The 17,161-nt window shown below is 29.5% G+C and carries 19 protein-coding genes; 2 read left to right on the forward strand and 17 right to left on the reverse strand.

What is annotated here, in order from left to right; all coding sequences use genetic code 11:
• Positions 1-200 precede the first annotated feature (200 nt).
• A complete protein-coding gene (locus tag GOQ29_RS15025) occupies positions 201-359 on the forward strand; it encodes a transposase (protein ID WP_203372139.1) in 159 nt (52 codons plus the stop codon).
• 73 nt (positions 360-432) lie between these two features.
• Here the strand turns inward: GOQ29_RS15025 and GOQ29_RS08040 are convergent, their stop codons facing one another.
• The 14 genes from GOQ29_RS08040 to GOQ29_RS08105 all read right to left on the reverse strand — a co-directional run bounded on the left by GOQ29_RS08040 (position 433) and on the right by GOQ29_RS08105 (position 15,363).
• The gene (locus GOQ29_RS08040; RefSeq protein WP_203372140.1) at positions 433-1,428 is read right to left on the reverse strand and encodes an isocitrate/isopropylmalate dehydrogenase family protein; all 996 of its coding nucleotides are present in this window, start codon (positions 1,426-1,428) and stop codon (positions 433-435) included.
• The gene (locus tag GOQ29_RS08045; RefSeq protein WP_203372141.1) at positions 1,421-3,364 is read right to left on the reverse strand and encodes an aconitate hydratase; all 1,944 of its coding nucleotides are present in this window, start codon (positions 3,362-3,364) and stop codon (positions 1,421-1,423) included. Before GOQ29_RS08045 ends, GOQ29_RS08040 begins: the two co-directional genes overlap by 8 nt.
• Before the next feature lie 12 nt (positions 3,365-3,376).
• Positions 3,377-4,525, reverse strand: coding sequence for a homocitrate synthase (nifV, locus tag GOQ29_RS08050; RefSeq protein WP_203372142.1), 1,149 nt, complete (start codon positions 4,523-4,525; stop codon positions 3,377-3,379).
• Between the two features lie 373 nt (positions 4,526-4,898).
• Complete coding sequence (locus GOQ29_RS08055; protein WP_203372143.1) at positions 4,899-5,885, reverse strand: Gfo/Idh/MocA family protein; 987 nt, start codon at positions 5,883-5,885, stop codon at positions 4,899-4,901.
• Positions 5,886-6,042: 157 nt separating this feature from the next.
• Positions 6,043-6,471 (reverse strand): 3-hydroxyacyl-ACP dehydratase FabZ, encoded by a 429-nt coding sequence (gene fabZ, locus GOQ29_RS08060; RefSeq protein ID WP_203372144.1) that lies wholly within the window; start codon positions 6,469-6,471, stop codon positions 6,043-6,045.
• Between the two features lie 201 nt (positions 6,472-6,672).
• Complete coding sequence (locus tag GOQ29_RS08065; RefSeq protein WP_350445991.1) at positions 6,673-7,233, reverse strand: TetR/AcrR family transcriptional regulator; 561 nt, start codon at positions 7,231-7,233, stop codon at positions 6,673-6,675.
• A 214-nt stretch (positions 7,234-7,447) separates the two neighbouring features.
• Positions 7,448-8,458 carry an SIS domain-containing protein gene (locus GOQ29_RS08070; protein WP_203372145.1) on the reverse strand — a complete coding sequence of 337 codons (1,011 nt, stop codon included), beginning with the start codon at positions 8,456-8,458 and terminating at the stop codon, positions 7,448-7,450.
• Between the two features lie 32 nt (positions 8,459-8,490).
• Positions 8,491-9,564, reverse strand: coding sequence for an SIS domain-containing protein (locus GOQ29_RS08075; RefSeq protein ID WP_203372146.1), 1,074 nt, complete (start codon positions 9,562-9,564; stop codon positions 8,491-8,493).
• Between the two features lie 25 nt (positions 9,565-9,589).
• Positions 9,590-10,435, reverse strand: coding sequence for a PTS system mannose/fructose/sorbose family transporter subunit IID (locus GOQ29_RS08080; protein ID WP_203372147.1), 846 nt, complete (start codon positions 10,433-10,435; stop codon positions 9,590-9,592).
• Complete coding sequence (locus GOQ29_RS08085) at positions 10,416-11,192, reverse strand: PTS mannose/fructose/sorbose/N-acetylgalactosamine transporter subunit IIC (RefSeq protein ID WP_207750671.1); 777 nt, start codon at positions 11,190-11,192, stop codon at positions 10,416-10,418. Before GOQ29_RS08085 ends, GOQ29_RS08080 begins: the two co-directional genes overlap by 20 nt.
• 21 nt (positions 11,193-11,213) lie before the next feature.
• A complete protein-coding gene (locus tag GOQ29_RS08090) occupies positions 11,214-11,690 on the reverse strand; it encodes a PTS sugar transporter subunit IIB (RefSeq protein ID WP_203372148.1) in 477 nt (158 codons plus the stop codon).
• 17 nt (positions 11,691-11,707) lie between these two features.
• Positions 11,708-12,127 carry a PTS sugar transporter subunit IIA gene (locus tag GOQ29_RS08095; protein WP_203372149.1) on the reverse strand — a complete coding sequence of 140 codons (420 nt, stop codon included), beginning with the start codon at positions 12,125-12,127 and terminating at the stop codon, positions 11,708-11,710.
• Between the two features lie 120 nt (positions 12,128-12,247).
• The gene (locus tag GOQ29_RS08100; protein WP_203372150.1) at positions 12,248-14,989 is read right to left on the reverse strand and encodes a sigma 54-interacting transcriptional regulator; all 2,742 of its coding nucleotides are present in this window, start codon (positions 14,987-14,989) and stop codon (positions 12,248-12,250) included.
• A gap of 227 nt (positions 14,990-15,216) precedes the next feature.
• Positions 15,217-15,363, reverse strand: coding sequence for an aspartyl-phosphate phosphatase Spo0E family protein (locus GOQ29_RS08105; protein ID WP_203372151.1), 147 nt, complete (start codon positions 15,361-15,363; stop codon positions 15,217-15,219).
• Between the two features lie 105 nt (positions 15,364-15,468).
• On the opposite strand from GOQ29_RS08105, the gene GOQ29_RS08110 reads away from it, so the two are divergent.
• On the forward strand, positions 15,469-15,717 hold the full coding sequence (locus GOQ29_RS08110; RefSeq protein ID WP_203372152.1) for a helix-turn-helix domain-containing protein: 249 nt from the start codon (positions 15,469-15,471) through the stop codon (positions 15,715-15,717).
• Here the strand turns inward: GOQ29_RS08110 and GOQ29_RS08115 are convergent.
• From GOQ29_RS08115 to GOQ29_RS08125, 3 genes are read right to left on the reverse strand one after another with little or no spacing between them, the layout of a single operon-like run.
• Positions 15,714-16,463, reverse strand: a complete 750-nt coding sequence (locus GOQ29_RS08115; protein ID WP_207750672.1) for a copper homeostasis protein CutC — start codon at positions 16,461-16,463, stop codon at positions 15,714-15,716. The two genes, GOQ29_RS08110 and GOQ29_RS08115, sit on opposite strands and share 4 nt — an antisense overlap.
• 35 nt (positions 16,464-16,498) lie before the next feature.
• Entirely contained in the window at positions 16,499-16,813 is a 315-nt protein-coding gene (locus tag GOQ29_RS08120) for a PTS sugar transporter subunit IIA (protein ID WP_252187557.1), read from the reverse strand.
• A 46-nt stretch (positions 16,814-16,859) separates the two neighbouring features.
• Complete coding sequence (locus tag GOQ29_RS08125; protein WP_203372154.1) at positions 16,860-17,129, reverse strand: hypothetical protein; 270 nt, start codon at positions 17,127-17,129, stop codon at positions 16,860-16,862.
• Positions 17,130-17,161: the final 32 nt, after the last annotated feature.

The following is a 17,161-nucleotide window of genomic DNA, read 5'->3' on the forward strand; positions in this document are numbered from 1 at the left end:
ATTCATTATTCACTACCATTACAATGTATTCAACCGAATCTCTATAAATAGATAAGGTATCATTAAATATTGAATTATGACTTATTATTTTATATTTCACAGTCTTTGTTACTTTCATAAACTCACTCTTTTCTTAGTAAAATCCTAATTTTAGTATATAATATAACTAATCAATTATAAAGGAGGATTTATATAAAAAAATGAATTATAACATAAATAGTCATTCTTGTTATAAATTAAATTATCATTTAGTTGTAACTACAAAATATAGATATAAATGTATAACAGGAAAATTATTAAATAGGTTAAAAGGAATATTTGAAAAGCAAAAAAACTCTGACACGATAAACACCCCCTAAATCAAAGATTCAGAGGGTGTTTGCACCTTAATACATAGTCAATGAGTATAGTTCCTAATCTTCCACTATATAATTAAATTTTTTCACATATAGCTTTAGTAATTTCTTCAGTTCTAGCATTTCCGCCTAAATCTTTAGTTCTATGTCTTCCCTCTTTCAATACACTCCATACTGCCTTTCTTATTCTGTTAGCCCTTTCTCTTTCTCCAATGTAGTCTAACATCATAGTAGATGACATTATGCAGGCTATAGGATTAGCTAAGGATTTCCCAGCAATATCAGGAGCACTGCCATGAACAGCTTCAAATATACCTATATCAGATCCAATATTTGCTCCTGGCACTAATCCTAAACCACCTACTAAACCAGATGCTAAATCTGATAATATATCTCCATAAAGATTTGGCATAACTAAAACATCATATCTTTCAGGATACATTACCAATTGCATACACATATTATCCACTATCTTTTCTTCATATTCTATATCTGGATAATCCTTAGATACTTTCCTAGTACAATCTAAAAATAGCCCATCAGTAATCTTCATAATATTAGCTTTATGCACAGCAGTTACCTTTTTTCTACCTTTTTCCTTAGCATATTTAAAAGTCTCCTCTGCTATTCTCATAGAACCTTTCCTTGTTATTACCTTTATAGCTTCTGCAACATCTTCATTTATTCTATGTTCTATCCCCATATATAATCCTTCAGTATTTTCTCTAAAAACTACTAAATCCACATTTTCAAATACTCCTTTTGTTCCAGGCATTGTCTTTAATGGTCTTATATTAGCATAAGTATCAAATTTTTGTCGCAATGTTACATTTATGCTTCTAAATCCTTTACCAATAGGAGTAGTAATAGGGCCCTTTAATACAACCCTATTTTTCTCTATACTCTTTAACAGAGCCTCAGGTATAAACTCCCCAGTCTTTTCATAAATATCAGCTCCTGCATTTACTATATCCCATTCTATATCTACACCAGTAGCATCCACTACATCTTTAGCTGCAAACGCGACTTCTGGTCCTATTCCATCTCCTGGTATCAACGTAACCTTAGTCATTTTTTATCCCTCCAAAGTTCTTTTTAACCCAATTTAAATATCCACCTTCCCTAAGAATCTCCACATCCCTAGAAGAACCTGTAAATTTTGTCTTTACTTTAATATCCTTGGTTTTATTGACTATATATACTTCTCCGTCAACTTTTAATTCATTTATTAAATTAGTTATTTCTAAATCATCACCTATATCTATATTTTTGTAATTCTCTTCATCAACAAATTCCAAAGGTATTATCCCGGCATTTATAAGATTCGCCTTGTGAATTCTAGCAAAGGATTTAACAATAATAGCCTTTATTCCAAGATATAAAGGTACTAAAGCAGCATGCTCCCTACTAGAACCTTGACCATAATTATCACCGCCTATTATAAAACCTCCTTGATTCTTCTCACATCTTTTCCAAAAGTCTTCATCTATAGTACTAAAAGCATATTTAGAAAGATAAGGAATATTTGACCTATAAGGTAATAAACTAGCATTAGATGGCATTATATGGTCTGTAGTTATATCATCGCCTACATTTAATACCACTTTTCCATCTACACCCTCTTTCAATTGACCATTTATAGGAAATGGCTTAATATTTGGTCCCATTTTAACTTCTAGTCCATTCCTATCGTTTGGAGGATATACAAAAAGATTGTCATTTTCCTTAAATATTTCAGGTACATCTATATCCATGATATTCCCTAGTTTCCTTGGATCCTCTACAGATCCTCTTATGGCTGATATAGCTGCTACTTCTGGACTTACCAGATATACATGGGCACTTTTAGTACCACTTCTACCATAAAAATTCCTATTAAAAGTTCTTAAAGATATAGCATTATTTTTTGGTGCTTGCCCCATTCCAATACACGGTCCACAGGCACATTCTAAAACTCTAGCCCCTGCTGAAATCATATCTGCTAATGCTCCATTTTCCGCCAACATATTTAATATTTTACTAGATCCTGGTGATATACTAAGACTCACATCTGGATGAACCTTTTCCCCTTTAAGTATATTAGCTACCTTCATCAAATCTGTATAAGAAGAATTGGTACAACTACCTATAGCCACTTGATCTACCTTAAGCCCTTTAATGTTTTCTATAGTATCCACATTATCTGGACTATGTGGTTTTGCCACTAAAGGTACTATATCTTCTAAATTTATCTCTAATACATCATCATATTCAGCATTATCATCCGCCTTTAACTCTACAAAATCATCTTCTCTATTCTGAGATTTTAAATATTTATAAGTCTCCTCATCACTAGGAAATATGGATGTAGTTGCTCCCAATTCTGCTCCCATGTTAGTTATAGTAGCTCTATCAGTTACTGATAAATATTTCAATCCTTCGCCAGAGTATTCTATAACTTTTCCTACTCCTCCTTTTACTGATAATTCGTCCAAAATATAAAGTATAATATCCTTAGCTGAAACCCAAGTATTAAGTTTTCCTGTAAGTTCTACATTTAAAACTTCTGGCATCTTCAACCAGTATTTTCCCGTTGCCATAGCTACTGCTACATCTAGACCTCCAGCACCAATAGATATCATACCTAGCCCTCCATTAGTAGGTGTATGACTATCAGAACCTATTAATGTCCCTCCTGGTTTACCAAAATTCTCTAAATGTAACTGATGACATATACCATTTCCAGGTTTAGAAAATACAATTCCATATTTAGCTGCAGAACTCTTTATGAATTCATGATCATCAGCATTTTCAAATCCAGTCTGTAATGTATTATGGTCTATATATGCAACAGATAAATCAGTGTTTATTTCCTTTATATTCATTGCTTCTAATTGAAGATAAACCATAGTACCAGTAGAATCCTGTGTCAATGTCTGGTCTATTTTGATTCCTATTTCTTCACCTTTTTTTAATTCTCCTGAAACTAAATGTCCTTCAAGTATCTTATATGTTAAATTTTTTTCCATAATATACCTCCTCTAAGCCTGCTTTATATCTAATCCATTTTCTACAAGATATTCTTCATATATATTTAGTAATTCCTTATCAGTTAAGGCCCTTTTTAAAGATATAGAAGTATGTCTAACCCTATCTAATATCCTTGAAGCCGTAAAATTGTCTACATTTATATCATATTTTAGTAATTTATTCTTAATAGCAGCACCACCAGAGTGTTTACCTATAATTATCTTTCTCTCTAATCCCAATTCATTAGGATCAAATATTTCATAAGTTAATGGATTCTTCAATGCTCCATCAGCATGTATACCTGATTCATGAGAAAATATATTATCTCCTACTATAGTTTTCCAAGGAGATAATTTTCTTCCTGAAGCTATAGACACATATTCACATAAAGATTTAAGTTTGCCTAAATTATATTCATTGTCTATATCTAAAGAACTTTTCAATGCCATAGCCACTTCTTCCAATGCAGCATTTCCTGCTCTTTCTCCTAAACCGTTTACTGTAATCCCCACATAATCAGCTCCTGCCATAACGCCCGCTATAGCATTAGCTGAAGCCATTCCTAGATCATTATGGGTATGCATCTCCACATCTATTCCTACATTATCCTTTATATACTTAACAACATCGTAAGTATCCACAGGATTCATTACTCCTACTGTATCGCAAAATCTTACTCTATCAGCACCAGCCTCTTTAGCCAATGTTGCAAACTTCAATAAAAATCCTCTTTCTGTTCTAGAAGCATCCTCAGCATTTACCGATACATAAAGTCCATTTTTCTTAGCATAATGAGTCGATTTAGTCATATTCTCTAAGACTTCATCCCTAGTGGACTTTAATTTATGTTTAATATGAATATCAGATGTAGCTATAGATATGGCAACAGCATCTACACCACAATCTATAGAAGCCTGTATATCCTGAATAACCGCTCTATTCCACCCCATTATACTTGCATTTAAATTATTCTTTACTATTTTTTTTATGACTTCCTTCTCATCTCCGCCCATGACTGGTATTCCAGCTTCTATCTGTTCAATACCCACAGCATCTAAAAGCTTAGCTATGTAAATCTTCTCCTCATTAGCAAACACAACTCCTGCAGTTTGTTCTCCATCTCTAAGTGTAGTATCCACCAATTTAATTTTTCTTTCCACATTAATTCCCCCTTTGATTTATTTTAGTATTATTGTATACGATTATACATTTTATGAAGTATGTTTGTCAATAACTTTCATAAAATTATTTTAAAATCTCTTTTCACTAATAACAAAACCATTAAATATATCTTGATATGTATTGTTTTTATCAGAATTACATGAGGACACTATAACTAAAAGTCAATCATTTCATTTTCTTGATATTTGCAAGTTTAAAATATTATTATGCATAATATTCTTTTTGTTACTCTTAGTTAAAATTTTTCTATATAGAGCTAGTATTTTCATATGAATTTTACTAAATATAGCAAAGGCAGATATTCTTAAGAATATCTGCCTTATTAGTTATCTATATATTCAATTATTCTATCTATTCTTTATCAGCAGGATAGATAACTCCCATTTGTTTTCTTGATTCCTCCAAAATCCTCATCACATTTCTAGACATTTCTAAGGAGTTTATCCTGGATTCAGTCTTTCCTGCCTTTATCAATTCAATGAATTCCTTGGCCTCATAATACATATTAGGTTTTGATTGTTCCACTGTGACATCCTCTTCTTTTCCGTCATTATATACTACCTTTATATTATTAAGTAATGATATATTATCTATTATTATACTTCCTTCTTCCCCTTGTATTTCACTTAGTATCGCTGAATTAGTTATTTTTGAATGGATTATTATACCGTCCATATCATCATAATTTAATAAAACACTACCTTCTCCATCCACTCCCGATTCTAATAATACTCCATCAGCCTTTACACTATTTGGTATTCCAAATAGTTGTATTAAAGGATATATGCAATATATACCTATATCCATAAGAGATCCATTTGAGAACTTTGGATTAAATGTATTGGGATTCTCTCCTCTTTTATATCTATCATATCTAGAGGAGTATTTACAAAAGTTACCTATATACCTTCTCACTTTACCAATCTTATGTAAATTGTCCTTTATGACTCTGAAATTTGGTAAAAATGAAGACATCATTCCCTCCATAAGTAATACATTATTTCCCTTAGCTTCAGCTATCATCTGTTTTAATTCATATTCATTGGATGCTATGGGCTTTTCACAAAATACATGTTTTTTATTTTTTAAGAACAGTATAGAATACTTTCCATGATATGAATTTGGACTTGCTATATAGACGGCATCTATTAGATCACTTTTTGCCATTTTATCTAAGTCAGTAAAAGTATTTTCCACATTATATTCATTAGCAAATTCCCTAGCCCTTTCTTCAGTCCTGGAATAAACTGCATTTAGCTTAAAATCCTCAATAATATCAGCAGATCTTAAAAATTCTTTGGTTATCCAACTAGTACCTATAACACCAAACCTAATCATAATATCACTCCTATTATACTTTTTTATTTATTATATCATTACTAATCTTATACCCATACTTGAATTTACTAAATATAGTTCTAGCCCTTGAATCAAATATCACTTATACTTTTTATACTATCCAATTTCCCTTTAATTACGTTTTACTATACTACATCTACTTCTCTACCAATCCAAACATTAATGTTCCTTTACATGCCACTTCATCACCTATATAAGCAATGGCATTAGCCTTTCCTATTCCTCTTTTCATTGTGATAAGCTCTACTTCCATCCTTAGTGTATCTCCTGGACGAACTTGCTTTTTAAATCTTACTTTATCTATTCCAGTAAATACAGCTAGCTTATCCTTATTTTCCTCCAATGTCATAACAGCCACTGCTCCAACTTGAGCCATAGCTTCTACTATTAATACCCCCGGCATAAGAGGATTATCAGGAAAATGTCCTTGAAAAAATGGTTCATTTATAGTCACATTCTTTATTCCTATAGCCTTTTTACCCTCTTCTAATTCTATTATCTTATCAACCACAAGAAAAGGATATCTATGAGGTATTATCTTCTGTATATCCATATTATTTAACATATCATCACTCCTTATTAGGACTTAGTACTAATTGTGTTTATTATATAGTACTTTTAAATTTAATACAATAGTTCACATATATAACATATTATTTGTACACATTTAAATAGATGTATAAACTTTATACACAATTTTAAAATTGTCTATATTCTTACTATGAAATTAAATTTATACTATAGGTAATTAACCTATATAACTAAACTATTCCTGCTCATATTTCTTCAAAGCCTTCTCTATATCTCCTTCAATTAACTTATTTAATCTTTCAATAATATATTCAGGGGATTCTTTCATACCATCTTTCAACCATACTATAACTAAATTTACAAAAGCATAAGTGTAAAAGTTAGCAATAAATTTCTTGTCCTCATCTTCAACATTTATCCCTTCTGAAACCTCATTAACAACATATATTATTAACTCAAATGTATTATTATATATAAAATTATCTAAATGTTCCCTTCCTAAAGAATGATATGTATTCATACAAAATTCTTTATTATCTTCTATATAATAAAATATCTTTAAAAAACCTTTTTGCCATGTTTTATAAGTCCTATCTTCAGATATTCTATCTATTATTTCAGTCTTATAGATCCATTCTAGTAAATCATATATATCTTGAAAATGATAATAAAAAGTCTGTCTATTAACTCCACATTCAGCAACAATCTCTCTTATAGGTATTTTATCTATAGGTTTTTTATTCATTAATTTCTTCAAAGAATTAGCAAGTTCTCTTTTAGTCATAGATGATATCACAGAAATTCTCCTTTCATTTTTTTCTCATATGCAATATGAATAAATTAATCATAAAATCACTTCCTTATAAACCTATAATTTATTATATCATTATTATTTATACAACCTTTATAGAATATGAAATTATGAATATTAAAATTTCATTAAAAACAAATAAAAAGTTAGAAAATATGTTATATTCTCTAACTTTTATTCATTATCTTATTTAATATTTTTAATATTCAAATTGACGATAATAACGTCTAGTATCTAAATCATGTTCAGTATATTTCTCATAGTGATGTGCTAACCTATCCACCAATAATGTTGTAGAAATTGTTGGAGCCAATATCCATCTAAATTCATCATCAATACCTTTTAATTCATAGTCTTTTGTATCTATTACGACTAGTTTATCAGTGTATTTCTTACAGAAATTTTCAACTCTTTCATCTATCTTTCTACGAATGCCTTCACCTTTAACAATAAATACTGGAATATCTTTTCCTACTAATTCAAGAGTACCATGAAAAAATTCAGAAGATGAAACAGCCTTAGTTCGTATCCATTGCATTTCTTCCAATATGCACATTGAAAAAAGATATACTTCTCCCCACATCTCGCCATCTCCTATCCAAATATTATAAGGCTCATTATAATATTTTTTAGCAATTTTATCTGCTATAAGTTCAAATTTTTGTTTTGCCTCTAACAAATTTTGAGGTAAGTATTTCAATTGATCTGCAAACTCTACATACCTAGGAAACTCATCTCTATTATCAAGTAATCTAAACACAAGCATAAACAATTGCATATATTCAAATTCTACACCATTCAATGCTTTATTAGGTATAACCCATTTACTAAGTTTCTCTAATGGAGTATTCGGTGTTCCCACTAATGAAACTACAGGATATCCCTTTTCTTTACACCACATAGCAGCCTCTACAGTTTCTTTAGTATCTCCTGACTTAGAAGCCATTATTACTATAGAATCCTTTGTCAATTGTTTATGCCCTGTCAAAATTACTTCTGCAGCTTGTTCTACATATACAGGTATGTCCGTAAGTTGTTTTAACATCTCTTGAATAGGCCACATTATTGCAATTGAACCACCTACTGATATGAAAAATATATTTTTATATCCTTCTTTAGAAACCTCATCAGCTACTCGCTCAATTTCACTCCTTGTTTCATAGGTTATTTTGCCATTTTCCAAATAAGTCTTTTCATTAAATTTTAACATTGATATCCTCCTGTTTTTATAAAAAAATTGATTTATATTTTACTCTTTAAGACACTGTCAAAATCATCGAAAATTTTCTTGTCTAAATCTACTCCTTTTCCCATACTGATCCTATATGAAAGCACTTGGAATACTATTACTAATAAAAGAGGACTTTTATATTCATCCATCTCTATCCCTATAGAAATAAGTTTATCTTTTTCTTCTAATTTAGTAGTTATCTCATAACAATATTTAGTATAATCTGAAACATATTTTCTGAGTTTTTTAGATCTCATAGAATGATTATCTTCTGAATGAATGAAGAATAATCCATACTCCTTGTCTATTTCTAAATAGGGTCCATGCATATATGCTTCCAATTCAAATCCTTGTGTTGGCACTCTTACCGTTTCAGTAAATTTTGTTTCTGCTTCTTTTGCCACTCCAAACGTAGGACCATATCCTATTACGGAAAATCTAGATATATTATTTAATTCATCACTATATCTATTATAAAAATCTTCACTTTTTTTAACTATATTTGAGATTTCATTTATTAAAGTATTAAATTCTTCAACTTCTTTTTCCATCTCATCAATAGATATCTCTCCCAAAGTTCTTGCTGCTACGATTCCCATTAACATTAAAGTCAATACAGTAGAAGTAAATCCCTTGGTAACAAATCCTACCTTCTCTATTCCACATCCAATATCTATTAATAAATCTGAATATTTTGTTATTTTACTATTTAAATCTGAAGTTATAGATATCCTCGGAATGCCCTTATATAATTCAGAAGCCTTACTTAACCCTTCAATTGTTGATGAACTCTTTCCACTTTGTGAAATAGCCAATACTAAATCAATACTTTCATCTAATTTTTCATAATTTATAAAAGTAAATGGTTCTACTACTTTTACTGAAATACCTGAAATTTTTTCAATATAATATTTTGTACTTAATATAGCATTTAAGCTTGAACCAGTAGCAATTACAAGCCATTTTTTTGTATTATTAATTTTTACTAACTGTTGAAATTTGCTATATTTTTTTTCATATCCTTCTAAAATTTTTTTGCATATTTCTTCCTGTTCATCAATATAAGTAATCATTGTTTCTTTCAAATTTATCCCCTACCTTTAAAGTAAGTTATGCAAATATTCCAATCCATGTACCTAAAATACCTACTAGAGCAATTCCTAATAAAATAGTTGTTGCCTTAATTCCTTTACCAAGTAACCAATACACTATTGCAAATGCTCCTAAAGGTAATAATTTTGGCATTATACCATCTAAAATATCTTGAATAGCAGTTGCCGAATCACCACTTCCTATAGTTGCAGGTATTGTAATATCAATCATTGATGCACTCATACCACCAATCACCATTAAACCTAATATTGATGCACCTAATGTTAATTTTGACATCATACCTTTTTCTTGAAGCCTTTGTAAAAATCCCGTTCCCATCTTATATCCTGCACTAGTTAGAAAATAACGGATTGCAATATGAGGAATATTAAATACTAAAATAAATAATATAGGACCTAATACATTTCCTTTTAATGCAAGAGAAGTTCCTATACCTGTGGCAATAAGTCTTAATGTACCCCAGAAAAATGAATCCCCAAGTCCAGCTAAAGGTCCCATTAAAGAAGCTTTCACGGTATTAATAGATCCTTCGTCAAAATCAGGATTTTCAGCATTTTGTTCCTCCATTGCTGCAGAAACACCTAACATCATAGTTACAATATGTGGAGTTGTATTAAAAAACTCTAAATGTCTTTTCAAAGCATTAGATAAATCTTCCCTTTTCTTATACAGCTTTTCTAACAAAGGAATTAAAGCATAGGTATAAGCCAAATTCATTTGTCTTTCATAATTCCATGAAAATTCCATTTGAAAAGAACGCCAAAAGATACGATTTAAATCTTTCCTTGTAACTTTTGTATTCGTTTTCTCAATATTATTTTCTTTAGAAATCTTCGTCATCATAATCGCTTCCACCTCCATCATATGTTGCCACTTGTGGTTTTTGAGTGAGATTTACTATTATATATGCTAATATACCACCTAATAGAGCTATACCAGTAATTGATATATCTAAATATGCTACTATTAAAAATCCTAAAAAGAAATATGGTACTACTTGTTTATTAATTAGAAGTCTAGCAAGCATTGCAAAACCTAAAGCAGGTATTAAACCTGTTGCTATTTGAAGTCCCGTTTGAATAGGTGTTGGTATAGCATCTAAAACCTGCTTTATTGCATCACTACCTGTATAATATGAAATTGTAACAACCAAGCCTAACATAAGAGAAAGTCCCAAACCGCCTATCAAATGCATTCTACCAACAGCTCTAGCATCTCCTTGTTCTGCATATTTATCTGCCTTATGAGAAAGTACAGGTAAAACAAAGCCTAAATATAAATTCTTTAAAACTAGTACTAAAGTAGCTATTGGTAATCCAAGTAACAAAGCAGTCTCTGCCCCTCCACCAGAAGATATGGCAAATGCCGTTCCTAATATTCCTCCAGTAACTACATCCGGTGGAATAGCAGCACCTACTGAAAATGAACCAATAAAGGCCAATTCCAATGTAGCTCCTAAAATAACTCCTGCTTTAACATCTCCCATTATGATTCCTGTGAATAATCCCGTAACAATTGGTCTAGATAGTAAACTTGTTCCTAACGCATATTCACTTTGTGCCACAAAAGCAACTAATCCTAATAATAATGCTGTGAACATAATTTAACCTCCCATTACTAATTAAATTTTTATTATACTACTAGCATTAATTTTTTTATCACCCGGTACTTGACGTATTTCTACTTCTACTCCTTCATCAAGCATATCTTTAATAAGTTTTTCTTCTTCAGGCAATAAGTTTATAGCTTTGGAAATATTTCTTGTACCTTCTTTAGACTTTATCCCCCCTAAATTAACTTTTTTTATTTCAGAACATTGTGAAATCAACCTTTTTGCATCATTAACAGATTCTACAACTACGAACAACTTATATTTATCTGTTACTCCACTTTTAATAGCTTTTATAGAATCTTCAATATTTTTAATTACAAGTTTAACACCTTGAGGTTTTGCAAGTTTTATTGTGGTTTTTCTTAATTCATTATTAGGTACATCATCATTAGCAATTAAGATACTATCTACCCCTAAATATTGAGTCCAAGAAAATGCAACTTGTCCATGTAAAAGTCTATGATCTACACGTAATAATTTAATCACTTAAATCCCTCCTTTCATTAAAATTCTTCATCTTCAATTTCTTCATTGATAATATTATTGCAATATAATATGGATTCCTTAGAATCTTTTAATGCTTTTTTTATTAGATCAGAAGTACTAATTTTATCATTATCTAATGTAAATAATTCAATTACTAATGATAAATTCATTCCTGAAATTAAATGAACCCTATCATCAGCTAATAATTTCATGCATTCATTGTTTACACTTCCTCCAAATATATCACTAATAATAATTAATTCATCATCTTTATCTATATTTGAAATAACAGATTTTAATTGCTCATTTAAATCATAATCTCCTTTTTTATAAGCACTAATTGTAGATATTTTATGATTTTTCCCTAGTATCATTTCTACAGAATCAAGTAATCCTTCAGATAAACTACCATGGGATGCTAATAAATATTGTCTCATCTCTATCCTCCTCAATGTCTTCTTTTGCTATCTACATAATAAAGCAAAAAACATGCCAACTTGATGACATGTTTTTTATAAATTAGCTATATAATTGTAAATCACTACATCTTAATCTACCTAAGAAATTATATAATCATATATATAACCTATCTCAGCAGTATTAATCTTGACATTATAAATCGCTTCTATGACACTAAAGGCTTCTTTAATATTTTTTATCATATCTTTTTGACAATCTTTAAATTTTTCAATATTATTATATGAATCAATAGGTGCTTGTCTAATTAATCGTTCTACCAGACAACTTGTATGAATATATAAAGCCACCTTTTTATCATTAGTAAGACAAATATTGAGCAAAATTTCTAATCTGCTAAGAAATTCTTCTACATAATTTAAAATCTTATCTGTATCTAATATAGTTATTGATTCTATAACCTGTTCAAGAGAAAAGTTTTTTAATAGATTATCATTAATTTCCTTAATTTGCTCATTACTCGCTACAGAATGGAATATTTTCTTCATCTTTCTTTCTCCTTGTCCAGAAATAAGATCTTCTAATGGAATATAATCAATTTCATTAATACCAGGATCATTTGTTCCTATTATGGCTATAACATCATAAGTATGAAATATAGGATTATCGTAAGCAAATTTTCCCAGCCGATTATATTCATAAGAAAGAACCTTCACTCCTATATCAGAAGGAATACTGCTTTCAAGCAATTTTTGTATTTGAATAGCTGTTCCCATACCTGTTAAACAAGTGGTAACTATTACTTTTTTCTTTCTTTTTTCTGGATAAATAATCCTATAATCTGTCTTATTAGCTATTTTTATTTTCTCAATCATGTCTTCTAAAAAAGCTCCATTTATAATCTTATCTCCAATAATCAACGCCATCTGTGTTGACACATTATTTATAATAGCAATTGGTCCATTCGTATAATTAGTCAATTTAGAATGTACATCTTTAAGAGAACCCATATCCACCAATATAACAAGTCCTTTTGACACATCCGTATATTCAATATAATCAAGTACACGTCTAACAATATCATCTACAGATGTATCCAAAGGCATATCAAAGGCTTCAAAAATATTTTTCTTAAGTAATCGATTAGCAACATTACTTATACTACTTGCAGTTGCATATCCATGAGCTAAAATAATAGCTCTTACTTGTTTGTCATCAGTAGTCTCTATAGATAAACTTCTCAAATAAAAAATCAATATAATCTCATCCATTTTGTCCATATAAACATCCAATTTATTGCCTAATAATTCTATGAAGTCTTTGGCTAGTTTTTCTTCCTTACTATAATTTTCTTTTATAAAATTTTCAATTTGCTTAATAATTTTCATTTGAGAATCTGACCATTCAAATGTAGAATTTCCCTTATAAAAAAGAAAATGAGCTATCGCATAGACACTATTTCCATTAAATTTTATATTATTAATATACTCTAAATGTTGAATAATCTCCTGTATATTCACAGTTATCAATTTAAGCATAGTCCCAGTACTTCTTTCTGTTCCAAATAAAAATTTATCAAATAAAACAACAATTTCATCGAATATATTTTGTTCTAATTTTTCATAACTTTTTTTATTTTTTATAAATAAATTTATAATATTCTTATAGGTTTTTTCTATGTACTCAGTCTGAGTTATATTAGACTTAAATAAGTCATCTAATTCTGATGTAGGTGAAATAATAATTTGACTATTTTGCTTAAATTTATGATTACTTATATCAACTGTTTCTTTCAATACTTTATCTAGAAGATCATATAAAGAAATAGATACATACTCTAAATCAGGATTTTTAGCAAATGATGAAGCAACTAAGTATTTAATAGTATTTTTTAATTCACCTAAATTGCCATTATACCTGTAATTTTTCAATAGATCTAAAGCCTTATTACTTATTTCAAGAGGTAATTTTATTTTTTTTGATTCATCTATTAGAAATTTATATATGAATTGTTTTTTTTCCTTTTCACCTCTATCTTCTAAATCAGGAATGTTTATTCTTATAGGAATACGCCTTAGAAAAGTTTTTAGAAAATTTTCTTCTAGACTTAAAGTAGTAGCAAATATTATTCTTACACTAGCCCTATGCCATCCTTCATATTCACCCATTCTTTTAAAAACTCCTTGATCAAGGAAAGTAAACAATTTTTCCTGTCCTTCCTCATTTAAACGATGAACTTCATCCAAGAATAATATTCCTCCATCAGCAGCTTCTAACATACCATGAGTTGTCTTATCAGCTCCAGTAAATGCTCCCTTCACATACCCAAATAAATTACTAGAAAGTAACTCAGGATTATTAGCATATTGGGCACAATTAAAAGTAATAAAGGGTGCATCTTTAGACAATACTCCACTTTCCACACTATATTGATAAATCAATTTTGCAGTATAACTTTTACCTACACCAGTAGAACCACACAATATTAAGGGAAGTCCTTCAGGATAGAAAACAGAAGATTTTATTTGCTCTATTGCTTTTTTTAAACTTCCATAAGCCCCTATTATATTTTCTAAAATTCCTAATTTAGACTCATATCTTTCTCCATATCTCTTTAATTCATCTAAATCCTTAAAAACACAGTTTTCAACCGAAAAAAATTCTTCTTCAAAACCTTCTTTACTCAAAAAATATACAGGTCGTGTATTTATCTTTATTACTCTTTTGTCCTTAACTAATTGATTAAGATTATGACTTATAGTATTACGTTTAACTTCAAAAACACCTGCCATGAACATAGCAGTAAATTCTTTTGAAGGTTCCGAAAATTTAAAATTCAAAGTTTTTTCCTTTAAATATAAAAGCAATTTGTCCTTAAGCATACCTAATCACCCTTACTCTTCTGAATTTCTGATTTATTTATATCATATAATAATTATCTTAATTATAATCCCTGTAAAAGTTCAACTCAAGTTTTTTGTATTTTTTCAATTAGAGACACCATGTGAAATCTTAATCCTATTTTTTAAACAGTAAATTAAAAAAGTTGCCAATTTGAGACTAACTAGTTATCTTTAAATTAACAACTTTAATATTTTTAAACTATATTTTATTCTTTTTTGATATACTGGTATATAATTTCATCTAATTCTTCACTAATTTCTAATATCTTTTCTTCATCAAGACATTTCATATCCTGAACTAATTGATTTAATTGTTCCCTTAATTCTTCTATATGATTCCTTAGTTTTTCCATAAATACTCCCCCATAAATCAGTATAATTTGCTTACAAAGCAAATTATAACACTAAACTTAATTTATAATCAAGTTTAAGAATAAAAAACTTAGGGTGATAATTTTATGACTTTTATACATAATGGATATGATCGTAATCTAATAGGTGATCGTGTCCGTGAAGCACGACATAAATCAAAACCAAAAATAACTCAAGTAGATTTATTAGCCCGCCTTGCTGTAAGAGGAATAGAACTTGAAAAAACTACAATCTCTAAAATAGAATCAAAAAAAAGGCCAGTAACGGATATTGAACTTCTTGCCATTGCTGACGCCTTAAATGTTGATATATTATGGTTATTAAATATAATTTAATAACCATTTTCTAACCTATTTACAAATTTAATAACTTTTTTATAATCTACTATATTATAATCTTGCTCATGAGGATGCTCTGCATAAGCATAGGAGATATTATTTACTGTAGTTGGATCCTTTCTCCATGCTTTACATGAACTATGATATTGCATTATATTTGTTTTATCTATTAAAAATTTTACATTAGACTCATTTACTCCACTACCAACTAATATCTCAATTTTATCTCCATACTTATATTGTAGCTCTGCTAATAGCTCGACCGCTTCTATTGCTTTAGTCCTTAATCCACTAGTTAAAACCCTTTTGACTCCCAATTCAATAAGAATCTCTATAGATTCATAAGGATTTTTAACACAGTCAAAGGCCCTATGAAATATTGCATCCTTATTATTATTATTAAGTATATCAATTATTTTCTTATTTTTTATCTTATCTATTTTTCCATTTTCATCTAAACAGCCAAAAGCAACACCTTCAATATCATATGCCATCATAGTCTCTATATCCGATATCATAGTATTAAATTCATAATCATTATAATAAAATCCAGCCCCTCTAGGTCTTACCATCACAACTATAGGAATACGACAATTTTTAGCTACCAATCTTATAGTACCCATAGATGGGGTAAGTCCTCCTAGATGAATACTATTATTTAATTCTATTCTATGAGCCCCTCCCCTTTGTGCAATCAATGCATCTTCTAAACTATCACAACATATCTCAGCAATTCTTTTCATATCATTCCCTCCTTATACTATTACAATAATAAATATTATTTCTTATCATTTCTTGAATACTTTTTATGAACCAATAACATTTCATTTGTAATGTCTCTTAATAACTCCGTTGTCATCATCTGATCCTCAGCATGCATCAATAAAAGAGACATATCTACCTCTTTTCCTTGAGTTTCCTTCTGTAATATTTCCATATGACCCTCATGAGCCTTTTCTAAACTATCTTCAGCAAGCTTTATATACTTCTCTGCATCTTCAAACTCTTCTACCCTTGCACCTTTTAACGCTTGAAATAAATATGATTTTGCATCTCCTACATTACTAATTATCTGAAAATTTAATAACTCCATTCCTTCCACAATATCCACCATCTTTCTTTATGCTTTTTTATTCTAGTTATTTTAATTTTAAAGGCGCTATCCTTTTCTTCATATAATCATCCATCCATTCTTTTGTCGCAACTTCATAAGTTGTCCTTCCATTTTCAATTGAACATACATATACGGTTGGAGTCAAATCTTCTCTAGCTACTACAAAAGAAAATCCTTCAATATTTGTAGCTGCACCAAATTCTCCTTTATTATTTATACAAACAACGGATATATCCCCTGCTTTCCCCCTTCTATTTATAAGTAATAGCTCATTGCAAAACTCTACAACTCGCATAAATACTACATTTTAATCTATTGAAATGGATA

It is taken from the genome of Anaeromonas gelatinilytica (genome assembly GCF_016820635.1).
Classification (GTDB): Bacteria; Bacillota; Clostridia; order Tissierellales; family SIT17; genus Anaeromonas; species Anaeromonas gelatinilytica.

What these genes read in the sequence shown, in the direction of transcription:
- GOQ29_RS08070 (WP_203372145.1), bottom strand. Translation starts at nt 8,458, where the DNA reads ATGTTAAAATTTAATGAAAAGACTTATTTGGAAAATGGCAAAATAACC.
- GOQ29_RS08120 (WP_252187557.1), bottom strand. Translation starts at nt 16,813, where the DNA reads ATGGAGTTATTAAATTTTCAGATAATTAGTAATGTAGGAGATGCAAAA.
- GOQ29_RS08045 (WP_203372141.1), bottom strand. Translation starts at nt 3,364, where the DNA reads ATGGAAAAAAATTTAACATATAAGATACTTGAAGGACATTTAGTTTCA.
- GOQ29_RS08055 (WP_203372143.1), bottom strand. Translation starts at nt 5,885, where the DNA reads ATGATTAGGTTTGGTGTTATAGGTACTAGTTGGATAACCAAAGAATTT.
- GOQ29_RS08040 (WP_203372140.1), bottom strand. Translation starts at nt 1,428, where the DNA reads ATGACTAAGGTTACGTTGATACCAGGAGATGGAATAGGACCAGAAGTC.
- GOQ29_RS08080 (WP_203372147.1), bottom strand. Translation starts at nt 10,435, where the DNA reads ATGATGACGAAGATTTCTAAAGAAAATAATATTGAGAAAACGAATACA.
- GOQ29_RS15025 (WP_203372139.1), top strand. Translation starts at nt 201, where the DNA reads ATGAATTATAACATAAATAGTCATTCTTGTTATAAATTAAATTATCAT.
- GOQ29_RS08105 (WP_203372151.1), bottom strand. Translation starts at nt 15,363, where the DNA reads ATGGAAAAACTAAGGAATCATATAGAAGAATTAAGGGAACAATTAAAT.
- GOQ29_RS08115 (WP_207750672.1), bottom strand. Translation starts at nt 16,463, where the DNA reads ATGAAAAGAATTGCTGAGATATGTTGTGATAGTTTAGAAGATGCATTG.
- GOQ29_RS08095 (WP_203372149.1), bottom strand. Translation starts at nt 12,127, where the DNA reads ATGAGACAATATTTATTAGCATCCCATGGTAGTTTATCTGAAGGATTA.
- fabZ (WP_203372144.1), bottom strand. Translation starts at nt 6,471, where the DNA reads ATGTTAAATAATATGGATATACAGAAGATAATACCTCATAGATATCCT.
- GOQ29_RS08125 (WP_203372154.1), bottom strand. Translation starts at nt 17,129, where the DNA reads ATGCGAGTTGTAGAGTTTTGCAATGAGCTATTACTTATAAATAGAAGG.
- GOQ29_RS08110 (WP_203372152.1), top strand. Translation starts at nt 15,469, where the DNA reads ATGACTTTTATACATAATGGATATGATCGTAATCTAATAGGTGATCGT.
- GOQ29_RS08100 (WP_203372150.1), bottom strand. Translation starts at nt 14,989, where the DNA reads ATGCTTAAGGACAAATTGCTTTTATATTTAAAGGAAAAAACTTTGAAT.
- GOQ29_RS08085 (WP_207750671.1), bottom strand. Translation starts at nt 11,192, where the DNA reads ATGTTCACAGCATTATTATTAGGATTAGTTGCTTTTGTGGCACAAAGT.